The 17,126-nt window shown below is 43.3% G+C and carries 14 protein-coding genes; 2 read left to right on the top strand and 12 right to left on the bottom strand.

Annotation, left to right across the window (positions count from 1 at the left end):
• Positions 1–16: 16 nt before the first annotated feature.
• The gene (locus CKK33_RS14110; RefSeq protein ID WP_095704722.1) at positions 17–409 is read left to right on the top strand and encodes a VOC family protein; all 393 of its coding nucleotides are present in this window, start codon (positions 17–19) and stop codon (positions 407–409) included.
• Here the strand turns inward: CKK33_RS14110 and CKK33_RS14105 are convergent.
• From CKK33_RS14105 to CKK33_RS14065, 10 genes are all read right to left on the bottom strand, one after another.
• The gene (locus CKK33_RS14105) at positions 406–3,033 is read right to left on the bottom strand and encodes an amino acid adenylation domain-containing protein (RefSeq protein ID WP_095704721.1); all 2,628 of its coding nucleotides are present in this window, start codon (positions 3,031–3,033) and stop codon (positions 406–408) included. The genes CKK33_RS14110 and CKK33_RS14105 overlap by 4 nt on opposite strands.
• An 87-nt stretch (positions 3,034–3,120) precedes the next feature.
• The gene (locus tag CKK33_RS14100; protein ID WP_095704720.1) at positions 3,121–4,308 is read right to left on the bottom strand and encodes a glycosyltransferase family 2 protein; all 1,188 of its coding nucleotides are present in this window, start codon (positions 4,306–4,308) and stop codon (positions 3,121–3,123) included.
• A gap of 3 nt (positions 4,309–4,311) precedes the next feature.
• Positions 4,312–5,655 (bottom strand): lipopolysaccharide biosynthesis protein, encoded by a 1,344-nt coding sequence (locus CKK33_RS14095; RefSeq protein WP_095704719.1) that lies wholly within the window; start codon positions 5,653–5,655, stop codon positions 4,312–4,314.
• Between the two features lie 14 nt (positions 5,656–5,669).
• Positions 5,670–6,284, bottom strand: coding sequence for a DapH/DapD/GlmU-related protein (locus CKK33_RS19850; protein ID WP_095704718.1), 615 nt, complete (start codon positions 6,282–6,284; stop codon positions 5,670–5,672).
• Positions 6,285–6,294: 10 nt separating this feature from the next.
• The gene (locus CKK33_RS14085; RefSeq protein ID WP_158223440.1) at positions 6,295–7,704 is read right to left on the bottom strand and encodes an O-antigen ligase; all 1,410 of its coding nucleotides are present in this window, start codon (positions 7,702–7,704) and stop codon (positions 6,295–6,297) included.
• Between the two features lie 108 nt (positions 7,705–7,812).
• The gene (locus tag CKK33_RS19625) at positions 7,813–7,959 is read right to left on the bottom strand and encodes a hypothetical protein (protein WP_198952472.1); all 147 of its coding nucleotides are present in this window, start codon (positions 7,957–7,959) and stop codon (positions 7,813–7,815) included.
• A gap of 32 nt (positions 7,960–7,991) precedes the next feature.
• Positions 7,992–10,142, bottom strand: a complete 2,151-nt coding sequence (locus CKK33_RS14080; protein WP_095704716.1) for an exopolysaccharide transport family protein — start codon at positions 10,140–10,142, stop codon at positions 7,992–7,994.
• Positions 10,142–10,825, bottom strand: coding sequence for a TolC family protein (locus CKK33_RS14075; protein WP_095704715.1), 684 nt, complete (start codon positions 10,823–10,825; stop codon positions 10,142–10,144). The genes CKK33_RS14080 and CKK33_RS14075 overlap by 1 nt, the downstream gene beginning before the upstream one ends.
• A gap of 4 nt (positions 10,826–10,829) precedes the next feature.
• Complete coding sequence (locus tag CKK33_RS14070; RefSeq protein ID WP_095704714.1) at positions 10,830–11,924, bottom strand: sugar transferase; 1,095 nt, start codon at positions 11,922–11,924, stop codon at positions 10,830–10,832.
• Positions 11,902–12,291 carry a two-component system response regulator gene (locus CKK33_RS14065; RefSeq protein ID WP_095704713.1) on the bottom strand — a complete coding sequence of 130 codons (390 nt, stop codon included), beginning with the start codon at positions 12,289–12,291 and terminating at the stop codon, positions 11,902–11,904. The genes CKK33_RS14070 and CKK33_RS14065 overlap by 23 nt, the downstream gene beginning before the upstream one ends.
• A 295-nt stretch (positions 12,292–12,586) precedes the next feature.
• Between CKK33_RS14065 and CKK33_RS14060 the strand changes: the two genes are divergently transcribed.
• Complete coding sequence (locus tag CKK33_RS14060; RefSeq protein ID WP_095704712.1) at positions 12,587–14,077, top strand: gluconokinase; 1,491 nt, start codon at positions 12,587–12,589, stop codon at positions 14,075–14,077.
• Here the strand turns inward: CKK33_RS14060 and CKK33_RS14055 are convergent.
• On the bottom strand, positions 14,072–14,476 hold the full coding sequence (locus CKK33_RS14055) for a hypothetical protein (protein WP_095704711.1): 405 nt from the start codon (positions 14,474–14,476) through the stop codon (positions 14,072–14,074). The two genes, CKK33_RS14060 and CKK33_RS14055, sit on opposite strands and share 6 nt — an antisense overlap.
• Before the next feature lie 81 nt (positions 14,477–14,557).
• Complete coding sequence (gene topA, locus CKK33_RS14050) at positions 14,558–16,933, bottom strand: type I DNA topoisomerase (protein ID WP_095704710.1); 2,376 nt, start codon at positions 16,931–16,933, stop codon at positions 14,558–14,560.
• Positions 16,934–17,126 lie beyond the last annotated feature (193 nt).

Below are 17,126 nucleotides of genomic sequence, written 5' to 3'. Positions count from 1 at the left end.
AAATAAATTTATAATTATGGATGCCGGATTTAAAGCACATATATTACCCACAATCACCGTGAACAATGCCTTAGCCGCAATAGCCTTTTATCAGCAAGCGTTTGGCGCTCAGTTGCTAACCAGTAATACAGCCGACGGACATACGGTTGGCGTATTAGCTGTAGAGGAAGCACAATTTATTGTAGCAGATGAATCGCCGGAGAATGGCACTGTTGGGCCGGATAAACAAAACGGCGTAAGTGTAAGGATCGGTTTAATGGTATCCGATCCCGATGCTATTGCTAATCAAGCTATTGATGCCGGCATTATCACTATTTACCCGGTTGCCGATCAGGATTATGGCTACCGCCTTGGACATTTTATTAATCCGTTTGGCCATCATTGGGAAATAGGCAAGCCGCTTTTTTAGCTTTTACCGGCGGCAGCCTCATCTAAACATTTCTGCAATACCTGGGCAAATTCCTTATCGTTAGGCGGCGCGAAAATGGTATTATGCTCACCGGGTATATCGTGCACACGCACGCCTTTTAATGCGAAAGGCTTCCAGCCCAGGAATTTAAAATCGTCCATGTAAAACGTTTTCTTTTTGGCACGAAAAAGCTCAATGGCAATATTTACCGGTGTAAGCAAATAGTTTTTCTGCGCGGCCAGGCTACGTTCATGTATATCATCCGTATAAGCCGAGAAGCCTTCTTTTTTATCAGCAGGCAACACGTTTTTAAATAGTTTTTTTAGTCTGCGGCCTATTTCACGGCTTTTGTACTCAATGGTACGTGCAGGGTCCTGAGCAAACAGTACCGGCGTATAAGCTATTTGTTTAACCAGCAACCAGGTGTTATCAATAAACCGCTTAACGGGCGAATCAAACTTTTGGGTTTGGTCGGCATAGGTATCAAACATGGCCAGCATCTTTACATCTTTTCCCATTGCCAGCATTTGCTTGGCCATTTCGTACGCAATTAAGCCCCCGAGCGAATAACCTGCTACGGCGTAAGGGCCTACCGGGTCGTGGTTAATAATTTCATCCACATAGTTGGCGGCAATTTCTTCCATCACATCAAGCGGTTCATCAATACCATTAAGGCCTTTTGCCTGTAAACCATAAACAGGCTGTTCGTCGTCCATATTCATGGCCAGTGCGTTAAAAAGCAATACGTTTAAGCCTGCGCCATGCACAATATACAGCGGCATTTTACTGCCCCTGGGTTTAATGGGTACTAATGATTCCCAGGTGATAGCCTCGGCGTCAATTTCCAGTCGCGAAGCCAGTTTCTCAACGGTTGAGTATTCAAATAAAGTGGCCAACGGTAGGCGTTTACCTGTTTCCTGCTCCAGGCGCGCCATAATTTTCACGGCTACCAAAGAGCGGCCCCCTAACTGGAAAAAGTTATCGAAAATGCTCACTTTTTCCAGGCCCATCATCTCTTCCCAAATGTCGGCAACCAGTTGCTCGTTACTGGTACGGGGCGCAACATATTCACCATCACGGTTAATGTGACTGTAATCGGGCTTAGGTAAGGCCTTGCGGTCAGTTTTTCCGTTGGGAGTCGATGGTATGGCATCCAGTAACACATAATCATCAGGTACCATGTATTCAGGCAAAACATCCAATAGTGCTTTGTCCCATTTATCTAAGTCGGTTTTGTCTGGTATACCAGTTTGGCCAGATTCCAGTACTAAATAGGCAACCAGGCGGGGAATGCCAGGCGTATCTTCACGGGCTATCACTACGGCTTGTTTAATGCCTTCCTGCTTACCCAGGTTATGTTCAATCTCGCCCAGTTCAATACGGTAGCCGCGTACTTTTACCTGGTGATCAATACGCCCCAGGTAAACAATATCCCCATCGGGTTTTATTTTGGCCAGGTCGCCGGTGCGGTATATTTTCTCACCTGGTGTAAACGGGTTATCAATAAAGCGTTCGGCATTAAGTTCGGGCCGGTTGAGATAACCACGTGCAACGCCGTCGCCGCCAATGTATATTTCACCTATCTCTCCGTTGGTAAGGTTGTTCTTTTCTTCATCAAGAATATACACCTGGGTGTTGGCAACAGGCCAGCCAATGGTAATATCATTGGCATCGGTAATATGCTTAATAATAGAATAGATAGTAGTTTCGGTAGGCCCATACATGTTCCAAACCTCTTTACTGCGTGGTATCAACCGTTCGGCCAGATCTTTGGCGAGCGCCTCGCCACCGGTGAATACGGTAAGTGGCAGGTATTCGTCCCAACCCACTTCCAGCATCATGCGCCAGGTGTAGGGAGTAGCCTGTAAAATATTGATGTTTTGTGTGCGTACAATGTCCAACAGGGCCCGGCCATCTTTCGCGGTTATTGAATCCGCAAGCACAATTTCGGCTCCGCTGCTGAGCGGCAGGTACAGATCAACCCCTGCTATATCAAAAGAAATGGTTGCTACGGCCAGCATCCTGTCGCCCGGCTTGATACCCGGCTGCTTTTGCAGGCTCAGCATTACGTTTACCAAACTATGATGCGCTATCTGCACGCCTTTTGGCTTGCCTGTTGAGCCCGAAGTATACAGAATGTAAGCAAGATGAGCTCCTGTGACGGTTTTCTCCGGTTCATCTGCCGGATGATCTTTCGAAGCAACCAGCGCATCCTCTATTAAAATTTCCCTGGTATTGGAGGCAAAGTGGCCTTTGTATTTTTGTGAGGTTAGCAATATGCGGGCATTTGAATCATCCAGCATAAACTCTATTCGATCTTTTGGATATTCCGGATCAAGCGGTACGTAAATACTACCGGATTTTAAAATAGCCAGCAACGATATTACCATCTCTGCGCACCTGTCAAGCGCAAGGCCAATTACCACACCTTTGCCGGCACCCTGTTTAAGCAGTTCGCGGGTTAAGCGGTTAACGGTTTGGTTAAGCTCAGTATAAGTATAGCTAACATGGTGAAATGTTAACGCGGTGTTATCAGGATATTTTGTTACGCTTTCAGTAAAAAGCTCAAATAACGTTTTTTCCTTAGGGTATAGTAGGTTAGTATTATTCACTACGTATTCCATTGTGTATTGATGCCGTATAATAACTTATTGGGTACTAAATTCCCCGTTCACATTTGTCCCAACCGCGAAACGCAACAATAAATAGGATTATTTGGTGCCTGTACTGTGCGGAGTATGGATAAATTTTTTGTTTGCGCCCTTTAATTTAAACAACAATGCAAACATGGTAAAGAATATCAGCGGGATACGCATGACAGCCCCAAGCAGTTTGCTGTTAAAGAACGACGAAGGTATTGCAACTAATATACCAATATAACAGCAAAGCGTGGCACCAAGCCATAATTGCCAACCTGGCCCTATACCAGGTAGCAAAATTGATACAAACAACATAAAGGGCATAAGGCCCAGCATGAGTATGCGGGGAAGTATGGCAGTTTGATATATTTCGTTGAAGTAGTCGAAATTGCCATGCACAAACAGTTCTTTAAAACCCGTTAACCCATAAGTTTTAAGCAGGTTAAACTGTGCCGATAACCAGCGCCTGCGCTGCTTTTTAAAAACTTCGGGATTACTTACCTTTTCGTCAAATACATAAGCCTTATCCGCATAGTTTACATGAATCTTCTGCCGGGTAAGTACCAGGCCCATTTCCTTATCAAAGCCTCCAACAGCATCTATCTGGGCCATGGTTTCTTTAAACAGCTTGTATTCCAACACCATGCCTGAGCCAATGATGGCAGCAGATAGTTTAAAAACCTGCTGCGCCTTGCGGAAAATATGATTGTTGATCTCTTCGCTGATCGCGTCAAGTATAGCTACCGGTGTTTCGGTGTTTTTAGCCACGCGGTGACCCTGTATTACACGGTTACCATCATGCAGGTAGTTGTTTATCTGGTGCAGGTAATCGGGCGCGGCTATATTATCAATATCAAAAACTACCGCGGCATCAAAATCATCATGCGTAGCTGCGATGGCGGCATGTAACGCTTTTGATTTTGTACTGCTTTCGAATACTACCTCAACCACCTGCAAAGGCATCGCTTTTAGCTTTACAATAGTTTCGGGCTGCATGGAATCGGCAATAACGCACACATGAAACTTATCTTTTGGATAATCGATCTTTAAAGCCTCCGCGGCCGAGTGCAGGATGATCTCATCCTCTTTATACGCACAGATGTAAATAACAAATTTGCTGTAGCTGGTAGCAGCAGGGGGGACACGTAGTTTAATTAACTTACCCAATACCGAAAAAACGAACAGGTAAAGGCTGTATATACCCAGGTATATAAATATCAGCGTGAAGATGATGGATAGAATAAGCGTAATAACAGCCATAATTTATACCTCGTGTTTTTCGGTGTTCGATTTTTCAAGCAGGTTATTCACCACGGTTTTAATTTCTTGCCAGCCCAGGCTAAAAATATCTCTGATAGTAAATTTAAGATGTTTTTTTAAAGCGATATAGCCAAATATCACTCCTGAAAAGAATGTGAAAAGCGAAGCAATTGCAACAGCATAAAGGCTATGAAAAAGCCATATACCTATAAAATCACCGGCTACGTTTACCACCAGCATAATAATTACCTTAAGCATGTTAAGGTGAGGCTTATTAATGATATCCAGCGTTATGCCAAAAAAACGATCTATCGGCATCAGCATTACATAACACATAAACAACCTGAAAATATTTACCGCTTCGGTTTCGTGATACTGTTTACCAAACAACAACACAATAACAAACTGAGCCAGTAAAAACGCCACTATTGCTATGGGGATAAGTGCTACTGTAAGCATGCCTGCGTATCTTTTCATTATGCGGGCAACGTTTTCTTCGTCGCCTTTGTGTACCGCCGCCGAAAGTTCGGGCAGGGCGGTGGCCACACCCGCGCGCATCGGGATCTCAAAAACTTCCATTAAACGCTGTGGAATGTAATACACCGCCAGCAGGGCAGGGTTAAACATCAGCTTAATGATAAAGGTGTCCGAACTCCTCAGCAAATAGGAACTGATGGATGTGCCCACACTATATTTACCAAAGTGAGCGAGTTTACGTGCAGTTTTGTTTGTCCTGAACCTAATGGCTTTTATTTTTGACCAGCCATTAAAGATGGAAAATAGTGACGTAATGGCGCTGCCCGCAAAATAAGCGTATACAGCTGTTTGAAAGCTTATTTGCCGGGTAAATATGAGGCCAAGTATAAAAATGAGGAATAAGCCCTGGTTAATGAGCTGGAGAATAAGCATGCGGCCAAATTTTTCTTCGGCCTGCAAAATATATGATGCTATTGCTCCGGGCAGCGTGGTAATGTAAATAATACCAAACCATTGTATGGTTGTTTCAACATCAGGAGTTTTACTACGGTATACAAAGTAAACAATGGTATCAATACCAACAAATACCAATGTTTGTATAATGCCTATGTACCAAGCTGAACCGGCCACCTCTGCAGCTGTTTGTTTATTGGTACCGGCGTAAAACTTAATAAGCGAGGTTTGCACAAACCCATTCCTGAAGGTATCGGCAAGTAAAATGCTAATTAACAGGAAAATATAATTGCCGAATTCTGCAGTAGATAAGTTATGCGCCATTAACGACAGCACAAGCATACCAATAACCGGCATTGCGGCATTGGTAGCCAGCGATATGGTATGCTTGTTAATCAGCTTGTTTACAATGGGCATTAGTATGTATACGTTTAAACTCTGTCCCAGTTACCTGTTTCAAAATTATATTTTTTAATTACCCTGGCCGGGTTACCCAACGCCACGCAGTATTCGGGGATATCTTTTGTAACTACGCTGCCCGCACCTATAACCGAGTGTTTACCAATGGTAACACCGGCTGTTATTACACAATTTGATCCTATCCACACATCATCGCAAACGGTAATTTGTTTGGTAATTACTTTTTGCAGGCGTATAGGGGTGTGTATATCCTCAAAGCCATGGTTAAGGCCGGAGAGTGTTATGTTTTGCGCTAAGGTAACATAATTGCCCAATGTAACCGGGCCTATAAGCGTATTTCGTAAACCTATGCCGGTGTGGTGACCTATAATAATATCGCCTACACCGTTGTTGATCACCGAAAAGCTTTCAACAGCGCTATGTTCGCCTAATGAGAACTTATTAAACGGAAAAACGTCAAGCCGGGCGCTGAAACTTACGGTTGAATGCCTGCCCCTGTGATGGTAAAAAGGCGTTACAAACCAGCGTACCCACAAACGGGGGGTAGCACGTCCGGGCGTAACGATCATCCAGTGAACGAGCTTTTTTAAACGAGGGTTTGATTTTACAATGGATAGTAACGACATACTGTTTGTATTAACCTGCGTTTGCCGGAATAATTGTTTGCGCGTTGTTTTTTTCCCTTTCCTGTTTGTCAAGCCTTAAGGTTACATTTAATAACGCGCAGGCAAGATAAAACAAAATATTTGACGGGTACTGCACCAGGGCCTGTTGTGGATAATTACCAATATTAAACACAAATATAATGAGCACCATGGCCAAACAATACATTTTGAGTTCGGGGTCCTGTATTAAAAAATAGTTGTTGATACCCGTTTTAAGGATAACAAACATCAGCGTACAAAAGAGGATAAGCCCTATGTACCCCATCTCAACGGCTACACGTACATAACCGCTGTCCGGCGGGAATTTAGCCAGAAAGGAATTGGGCGCGAAACGCCTTCCCCATATACCCACCGAGCCCAAACCGCCCCCGATAGGGTGCGATAGGATATATGGTTTTATACGCCGCTGGTTTTCGGCCCTAACGTTAAAGGACGCGTCATCCGAAGGGCGAAACGCTGTCTGGAAACGTTTAATAAACTGGTTTGATGTAGGCATAAATATCAGCCCGGCCAGTACCAGCCCGGCTGCACCAACGGTGATGAGTACCTTTTTGTTATAATTCATTACCGCGAGCAACGCCAGGGCAGCAGGAGGTAACACATACGCGCCCCTGGTACCCGAGTAAAGCATCACCAAAAAGAAAAACAGTATGGCTATACCGAGTAATACCTTTTTATAAGTTTTGATCCTGGTAAAGATGAGGCACAGGCACAGTAAAGCAGCCACTACCATATTGTAGGCAAAAGTAACCGGATCGGGATAGATAGCCACCTTGCGCAGGTGCCCGTTAATGTACAGGAAACTCAAACGTACCGGATCTTGGTAGTACCAGGTCTTCTCCATTGGAAGCAGTCCAAAATTTTCCTGCTGAAAGCCGGAAATAGCTGATAGTAAAGCCAAAAGCAGCCAAAGTTTAAACAGAAACTTTATAGTAGCCCGGGTACGTATCTGGAAAACAAAAATAAAGTACATGAGCATAATAAAAGCTACTGTACGCACGGTATACACCCATGCCAGTATAGAAGGCGAGGCGGGGTTAATGGCCTCAAAAAAGTTGTATGCCAGCCATACCAGTATCCAGTAACTGATAGGCGTTTTAAAGTAACTCCAATCTTTATCGAACTTAAATTTCAGCAGGAAGCCAAAAATAAGCAGATAGGTCATTACATCCAGTATAATACCGGTTGGTGTTGCAGGCGGCAGCGGTTCTGACAGGTAATTGAGAAAGAAAGATAAGAACATGAAAACCGCTATACCAAAGATAGGGTAGGCTATTATGGCCAATACCAAAGGTATGCCTATGGCAATTGCCAGTATAGCACCTGCCGCGATAAAGCCGCCAAATGCAATAGCCATAGCGATGATTATGGCTATGGGCAAAAAAAGCAGTATTAAGGTGAGTGTGGAGAGTTTTCCAGTAATTAGCTTTCTGTAAAAGCCGCTTATAACATTGCTTATTTGTACCTGCCTATTCAACATCATTGCGCTTTACAAGAACAGGATTTTAACCGCCCAAACAAACACCCCGATAAAAGCCAGAACAATAGCTGCTTTGCGTGTGCGTTGCTGCAACGGCGTAAGGTGTGCAAACTCATCGTTGCTGCTTTCGGCAATATGTTGAGGCTTTATTGGCATATACAATACAGGTGGTAACAAATATAGCCTTATTAAAACTTCTCGGCAGCCGGATCGGTCTTGTTTAAAACCCACCCCGCGAATTTGTTATTCAGGTTGCGTAAATAATCAATATTATCTTTCTGCGATTTAGCTATGCCCTTATTGCTTTCAAAAATGGCTATCACTTTGTTCGCGAACAATATCCATTCCTTTGATTTGTTAAGTGTTGAAAGCGGGGGCGTTTCAATAATGATCATATCATAATTCATCTTCAGCTCGTTAAAGCGCGAACGGATATAGTTTTCGTCGCTTAGTTCAAGCAGGGTTACATCACCGCCATGGTTACCTATTACGTTGGTGGTAGTATTTAAAGAAGCATAATTATCAGGATTGTTCTTAAAATAATCTTCGATATAGGTCTTGGGCTGCGCTACTTCCGTTATGGTAGGGTGGTCAAAATTGCCGTCAATCAATAATACTTTTTTGTTGATCATGGCATAGGAGTAGGCCAGGCTTATCCCAATAACAGATTTACCTTCATTATTAACTAAACTGGTAATAGCCAGTACCTTTTCGCCGCGCAGTTCCTGGTCTATCTCAAAACGCAACGCTCTTGTAAGCTCTTTAAATAAACGCATCCTGTCGCGGTTTTCAACATCCCATAGTTTACGCAGGTCTAATGTTCCTTCTATTGCATTAAGGTGGCTAAGCAGCGGAAGGTGGGTACGTTTAACCAAGTCATTAGGCTCTTTAATGGTATCATCAAAAAACCAGCCTATAAACAGCACCACCACGCATAGCACAAAAGCTACCACACCGGCTACAACGGTTAGCAGCATCTTTTTAGAAGGCTCGGCTGTTTCAGGCATGGCGGGTTCAACCTGGCGCAGTTTAATTGAAAAGGTTGACTGCAGGTTGGTTTGGTTGTACTTGTTTAAAACATCCAGATATTCTTTACTGGCTATATCAATATCATAATTATAAGTCTTTACCCGTGCATCAAAAGGCACAAGGCTTTTGAATTTGGCATTTAATTCATCCAAGCTGCGGTTAATGGCGCGTATACTGTTCTGGGCCATGTCGCGGTTAACTTCCAGTCCTATTTTTTGCCTTACTAATTCATCTTTACCGGTCAACGGGCTGCTGATGTATTTATCAGATGTTTGGTTGATCTGCGTAGTCAACCTGTTTGATAGTGAGTCAAGCGCGATTTTTAATTTAGGGTCGAAACCGCTGCGTACATAACGGTCATTCAGGATGTGTAACTGATCCTGAGTGTTGGTAATAGCCTGGTTGTACTTGGCAACAGCCGATTCCAGGTAACCGCGTTCTTTTGGGGTAAATTTGTTATTTAAGCCACGTATAGCGCCGGTGTATGAGACCACATCCTTCTCTGCCTGTTGCTTACGATCATTAAAAACCATGATCTGGTCGAAGATCGATTTGGATTGCTCATCCAGGTTCAGGATGCCGTTCTGGATCTTATAATTTTGCAGCTGTGCTGTTTTAGTGTTTAATATCCTGCGTTTTTCGTCAAGTAACTTGGCCAGATAGTTTACCGCGTCTGTTTCATTTTTATGAACGGTATTGGTGTAGTAGTCAATAAACTCACTGCAAAGGGTGTTTACCACAAAAGCCGAAAGCTGTGGGTTTTCAGACTCATAACCCACCGTAATAAAATCGCTATCCTCGTCCCTGATAACGTACAGGCTTTTTGTAAGCGAACGGTCATCATAGCCCATGGAGCGGAGCAAACCGTTAAGGCCGTTTTCGTCTTTATTGTAGTAGGATAGGGGCTGTCTTTTACTTATTTTGTCTTTAAAAACCATTATAGCGTGTTTTCTGGCCGCCGGGTTCATGGTTTTAAACAGCTTGCTTTCCGGTTTAAAAGGATAGGAATTGGTAAGATCATGCAGCATTAACTGGTATGAAACCTGGTTAAGGAGCGTTTTTAGTTTCATAATCTCAATGAGATTACTAAACTCATGAGCTATAGACTGCTCTCTGGAAGAGCGGGTAGGGTCTGTATCCAGCAGCTGGCGGGATTGGTCAACAATACCCGTAGCGATCTGCGAGCTTGAAATGTACTTGTCCGGAAGGTTCTTAACAGCAAAAAAGGCTACAACAATGGTAACCAATGGTATAATGATGAGCAGCAGGCGGCGTTTCCACAGCAGTTTAAAAAAATTACCTAACTCCATTATTTAATATCTTCTAATTTAACGCCCAGGTATTCTTCCAAATTTGCCTTAGCGGTTAATACATTAAGTTCTGTTACCACCTTAAAAGAGTTTTGATTGTATAAGCTTGTTAAAGCCTCATTGTAATCATGAAAGGATGTTTCGCCTTTTTGAAAAGTGTATTTTAATTGCTTTACGGCTATTTCGCCATCAGTAACCGCGCGCGAACGGTTGCGCAGATCGGCTTGTGCCTCAAGGTATGCATAGTAAAGGCGTTTTACAACGGCTTCAATATTCAGGTTGTATTGTTGTTGCTGATACATGGCAATATTTACATTTTCCCTCGCCGCCCTGGTAGCGAAGGGTTTAGCCAAAAATGTACCTAAGTTGATAGATATGCTTAACTGGTAGCCATTAAATATGGTAGGGTTTACCAGGTTAAGGGCGTTGCGAGGGCTATAAATATACGATGCGGTAAAAGCGTCCAGCCATGCTACTTTTGATTGATTTAAGGTAGCTTTTGCCGCATTTATGGCGGCTTGCCTGGCTTTTACTTCCGGGTAGTTCTTTTTAGCTGTGGCTATCAACTTGTCCAGATACGCATAGTTAACTTCGGTTAAAAAAGATTCCTGCTGAGCGCTTACCCTTGTTACTGATAGTGATATGATCAGGAGTATACTTAGTAGAGTAAATTTTGCTTTCATAAATTTATACTTTCTCTTTCTGGAACAAGGCGGGCACGGTACCGATTATAATTTTCAGATCGAGCCACAATGAATATTTCTGTGCGTAAAAATTATCCAGTTTTTTGCGTTCACGCTCACTCATATCTTCTTTTCCGCGTTTACTTATCTGCCACAAGCCGGTTAAGCCTGCAGGCCCTAAAAAACGCATAGACCATTCATTAGACGTCAGCATTTCGGCTTCATACACCGGGAGCGGCCTGTTGCCGACAACAGACATATCGCCCCTTAAAATGTTAAACAATTGTGGAAGCTCGTCAAGACTGCTGCTGCGTAAAAAGCTGCCCAGTTTGGTAATGCGGGGGTCGTTCTTAAACTTAACAAATGCCGCCTTGTTTGCACCTGCCTCTTCTGCTGCATACTGGTTATGCTCCTCGGCCATCTTGGCCAGTAATTGGTCGGCATCGGTCCGCATGCTACGGAATTTGTAAAAATCAAATACTTTATAACCGGTTCCGACACGCTTACTTTTATAAAACACAGGCCCCTTTGAATCCAGCTTTATCAGTATGGCTACGATGAGCATTACGGGCATCAGGCAAATAAGCATGGTACCCGAAATCAACAAATCAAGTGCGCGTTTGCCCCAAGGCATCTTGTAAGTAGTGTCAACTTCTTTTGATAGTTCGAGCAGGCGGGGCTTTATTAATTTAAAACGTACCAGGAAGTTGAGCCGTTCTCTAAGGTCTGATGTAGAGAAAGGGTAGGTATAAAAGTCATGCAGTTTCATATGCATGGCTCTAATAACTTGTTCCTTATTTTTTTTGGTTGATAACATTACGATGATCAAACCGTTCATCAGCATGTTTTTTCTTAGGCGCTCCACCAGCGCGAAGCACTCTTCGTCTTTATCTACTTCTACCAGGATAATATCAGGTACGGTAATAATAGACTGTTCGCCTAAAAAAGTTTCCAGCTCCTGTACGGTATCATTAAAGGTAATGCTAAAGGAGTTGCTTAGGTCCGCGGCAATCAGGTCTTTTAATTCCGTACCCGCATACGCCACCCTTACCTGCCCATTTGAACTCTGGTTCCAATCAGTTGCTGTGCTCGGCGTCATAAACTTTTAAAGCTTGATTAATAGCGTTTTTTAGTTCGGTGGGATTAAAGGGCTTGTGCATGTACGCATCAACCTTAAAAGGCATGTTGGCCACCTGTTCGTCCAAGTCATGCGCGGCCGAAAGCATAATAACCGGTATATCGCGGTAAAAACCGCTTATCTTCACATTCTTCAGGAATGATTGTCCGTCAAAATAGGGCATTTGCAGGTCAGATATGATAAGTTTAGGTAAATTACCATCCTCAAGCCAGCTAAAAGCCTCGATACCGTTGTTTTTAACAACTATTTCATAGTCCTTAGAGAGGATGAAATTTAGCAGTTTTAGTATGCTGAGGTCATCATCAACAATCAGTAAGGTTTTTTTCATGCCAACTCAAATAGGTGTTTGCTGCTATAAATATGAAGATTTTTACGTTAAAACTTATCTAAAAATATTGTGCCAAAAAGCTTTAATACTTAATAGCATCTTTCAATTGCCTATATTTCAGGTAACAACATAAAAATTCAACCTTTGATTAGCTAATTAAAATTAAATTAAATTTTTCATAGTGAATTAATTTCCGCAATTCGGGAAATCAATTGTTAAAAAATAGTGCCATTGTGAATTATTTCAGGCCTTACTGTTTTAAGTTTACGGCATTTTATTTATTAGGTTACATGGTATGCGAATGTATTTTGTAGGTATTGATTTAGGAACCGGCAGCACCAAGGCTATTGCTATAGATGAAACGGGTAATACGTTGGCATCAGTGAATAAGCACTACTCAGTCATTAGCCCACAACAGGGCTATAGTGAGCAGGACCCAGAACTGATATGGCAAGCTTTTGTTTATTGTTTAAAAAAAATAACTGCTGATGTAGGTTACCCGCCAAGCGCCATCAGCTTTAGCAGCGCCATGCACAGTTTAGTGCCGGTTAACCAAAATGGAGAAGCATTAATGAATGCCATATTATGGGCTGATGGGCGCAGCGGCGATATTGCGGCTAAATTACGCCAAAGCGATGAAGGAGAAGAGATATACAGGCATACCGGTACTGCCATTTACGCGATGTCGCCTTTATGTAAGCTTATTTGGTTACGCGACAACCAGCCTCAAATTTTTAACACGGCTCACAAATTCATCTCTATTAAAGAGTACGTGTGGTTTAAATTATTTAAGGTTTATGAGATAGATTATTCTATTGCTTCGGCAACGGGGATGTTTGATATCCTGGAGTTGCAGTGGTATGCTAAATCGCTTGAAAAAGCAGGTATAAACGCTTCATTCTTATCTGCACCGGTTGACACGACGCATTACCGTACAGGTGTTACAAATGAAGATGTTAAAAGTCTTTTTACTCATACAACCTTTGTGATTGGCGCAAGCGATGGGTGTTGCGCCAATTTAGGCGGAGATGCTATTAAACCGGGAGTAGCGGCCCTTACCATAGGTACCAGCGGCGCAGTAAGGGTAAGCAGCAGCAGGCCGGTATATAATTATAAGGCCATGACCTTTAATTACCTGCTCAACTCAAAAGTTTTTATTTGCGGAGGCGCAGTAAACAATGGTGGTGCCGCGGTTGACTGGCTGATTAAAAACTTTTTAGGACTGCCAGAAACTAATGAGGAGGCATATAAGCGACTGTTTAACAGCATTGAGAATATAAAACCAGGAAGTGATGGTTTAATATTTCTCCCATACCTGTTTGCCGAGCGGGCCCCTGTTTGGGATGCCAAAAGTTCTGCATCGTTTATCAATATAAGCGCTATGCACCGTAAGGAGCATTTTTTACGTGCTGCGCTTGAAGGCATATGTTTCGCGCTGTATGATGTACTTAAAGCGGTTGAGCAACCAGAAGAGCCGATACAGCATATTGTTATTAGTGGCGGCTTTATCACCTCTGCCACATGGGTAAAAATGCTTGCCGATATAACGGGAAAAAGATTGGTGATATCCCAAACTGATGACGCTTCGGCTATTGGCGCCGTTTACCTTGCTATGGATGCTTTAGGCCTTGATACGCCTGTGTTACCCAATAATACCGAGAATGTTGTTACAGAACCTGACATGGAATTGCACAGGTTTTATGATAGGCTGTTTGATGTTTACAGGAAACTTTATGAAAACATTAAAGCTTCAGTGCATCAGTTATATTACATTAACCAACTATAAGATCATTACTCCCGGTTTGTTTACTACAGGTAATTTGATAAAGTTGTTGTCTACAATACTTTCGGGCAGGAATATGAATTTTTTATCGAATATATCGCGGCCAATATAATAGCTTATCCAGTACTCATTGTTTAAGCCGAACGTTTGCTCATCAATGGGTTCAATCAATTTATATTGGTTGGGGCCAATATGCGGTATAGAGTGACGAAGCACTGATGTTTTAACCTGTTCACCATTTTTTTCTCCGTAACCTTTTGACGTAATCAGCACGTTTTCAATCGGCTCGTTTTTAAGATTAATAATATATACGTACCAGGTTTTGCTCTCAGCGGTTTCGCCTTCAAGGGCTACCGCCACGGCAATATCTTTAACAATATTGGGAGGGAGGTCTTTAATCATTTTTTTTGGTTGCAAGGTTAAAAGGTTATAAAGTTGGAATGTTAACCTTTCAACGTTCCAACTTTACAACATTCCAACATATTACTTCTTTTTCTTCGCAGGTGCCTTCGCCGTTGCTTTCGCAGGAGCAGCCTTGCCGAAACGTCCTTTTTTCGGCGTTGCCGGTGTGGCATCTGCAAGGGCCTTACACTCCTCGTAAGTGAGCGATTTTGGGTCTTTGTCCTTCGGGATCTTAACATTAAGTTTACCAAACTCAATGTATGGGCCCCAGCGGCCGTTCAATACTTTAACATCGGGGTCCTCATCAAAAGTTTTAATGAGTTTTTCGGCGTCTTTTTTACGCTTGTCTTCAATGAGTTGTATAGCCTGTTCTTCGGTAACATCCAGCGGATCGATCTCTTTGGGCAATGAAACAAAAGCTCCGTTATGGCTTATATAAGGCCCAAACCTGCCGATGGCTACCTTCATCACTTTGCCTTCAAATTCACCAACGGCTTTAGGGAGCTTAAATAATTCAAGCGCGTCTTCGAGCGTAATGGTTTCAATACTCTGACCTGTACGCAAACTGGCATAAAGCGGCTTTTCGTCTTTCTCATCAGTGGCGTTTTCGCCAACTTGTACAAACGGACCGAAACGCCCGATACGTACCGATACTTTTTTGCCGTTCTCGGGATGTACACCCAATTCGCGCTCACCGGTAGCTTTATCGGCGGTTTTTATGGTGCTTTCTACATCCTTATGAAAAGGATCATAGAAAGTACGTATCATTTTGGTCCAGTCCTTAAGGCCCTGTGCTATTTCGTCAAATTGTTTTTCAACGCTGGCGGTAAAGTTAAAATCAACAATGCCATTGAAATGCTGTACCAGGAAATCGTTCACCACCGCACCGATATCGGTAGGGAAGAGCTTCCCTTTTTCCGCGCCGGTGTTCTCGGTTTTAGTTTCCTTGTTAATGTTGCCATTCCTCAGCGTTAACACCTGGTAGTTGCGCTGGCGGCCTTCGCGTTCTTCCTTTACTACATAACCACGGTTTTGGATGGTAGAAATGGTGGGTGCATACGTTGATGGACGACCAATGCCCAGTTCTTCCAGCTTCTTCACCAGGCTGGCCTCCGTGTAACGTGCAGGCGGGCGCGAGAACCTTTCCGTAGCGCTTAATTCCTGCAACTCCAGCGACTGGCCTTTTGCCAAAGGAGGCAATATGGCGTTATCGCCTTCGGCGTTTTGGTTATCGTCGTCGTCGTCGTTACTTTCCAGGTAAACTTTCAGGAAGCCGTCAAACTTCATCACTTCGCCGTTGGCAACCAGTTCCTCCTTACGGGTTGAAATGCCAATGCGTGCAACCGTTTTTTCAAACTGTGCCTCACTCATTTGCGATGCTATGGCACGTTTCCAGATCAGTTCATATAAGCGTTTCTCGCTACTTTCACCATCAATAGTATGGTTATTAAAATAAGTAGGGCGGATGGCCTCGTGGGCTTCCTGCGCGCTGGCATTTTTGGTTTTATATTTTCTTAGCTGGTGGTATTTATCTCCATAAGCTGACGTGATCTCTTTTTCAGCGGCGTTCAAAGCGGTATCACTCAGGTTTACCGAATCGGTACGCATGTAAGTGATATAACCCGATTCGTACAGGCGCTGCGCAACCTGCATGGTGCGCGCTACCGAAAAACCCAATTTACGGCTGGCTTCCTGCTGCAAGGTGGAGGTAGTGAATGGCGCAGCCGGCGAACGTTTGGTTGGCCTTGTATCTAAAGAGTTTACGTTAAAGGCGGCATTAGCGCAATCCTGCAGAAATTTTTCGGCATCTTCCTGCTTAGCAAACCTTTCGGGAAGCTCGGCTTTAAAAGCGTTGCGGCCCTTATCAAAAATGGCAACTATCTTATACGCGGCTTCGCTTTTAAACTTGTTTATCTCGCGTTCGCGCTCTACTATCAAACGTACGGCAACTGATTGTACTCGGCCGGCAGATAGGGAGGGTTTAACCTTTTTCCATAATACCGGCGATAACTCAAAACCCACCAACCTGTCTAACACACGGCGTGCCTGCTGCGCGTTTACCAGGTTGTAATCAATTTTGCGCGGGTTTTCAATGGCGCGCATAATAGCCGGTTTGGTTATCTCGTGGAAAACAATACGGCGTGTGGCGGGCTCTTTAAGCCCCAGTGTTTCATACAAGTGCCATGATATGGCTTCTCCCTCGCGGTCCTCATCGGATGCGAGCCATACCATGTCTGCCTCTTTAGCTAATTTCTTTAACTCGCTAACTACCTGCTTTTTATCGGCAGGTACCTCATATTTTTGTTGAAAGTTATTATTGATATCTATGGCGTCCTCAGACTTTACAAGGTCACGGATATGGCCGTAACTCGACTTTACGGTAAAGTCTTTCCCCAGATATCCTTCTATGGTTTTGGCTTTCGCCGGTGATTCAACTATGAGTAAGTTTTTAGCCATTTAAGCGCTTATTTTTTGCAAAGAAAACATAAAGTAATAGAAACGCAAATTGTTTATCGCGTTTGGAAGTTGTAAGGTTGCAAAGTTTTAACGTTGAAAAGTTGCAACGCTGTACTGTTGAAAGGTTTTTTTGTGGGAAATGTTTTGATTGTTTTTTGCAGTTTGAAAGTAAAATGTGTTTCCGGCAACTTTA

It is taken from the genome of Mucilaginibacter sp. MD40 (assembly GCF_002288635.1).
Lineage (GTDB): Bacteria > Bacteroidota > Bacteroidia > Sphingobacteriales > Sphingobacteriaceae > Mucilaginibacter.
Note: the sequence above shows the minus strand (reverse complement) of the source record. Positions and strands in the feature narration are given on the sequence as shown.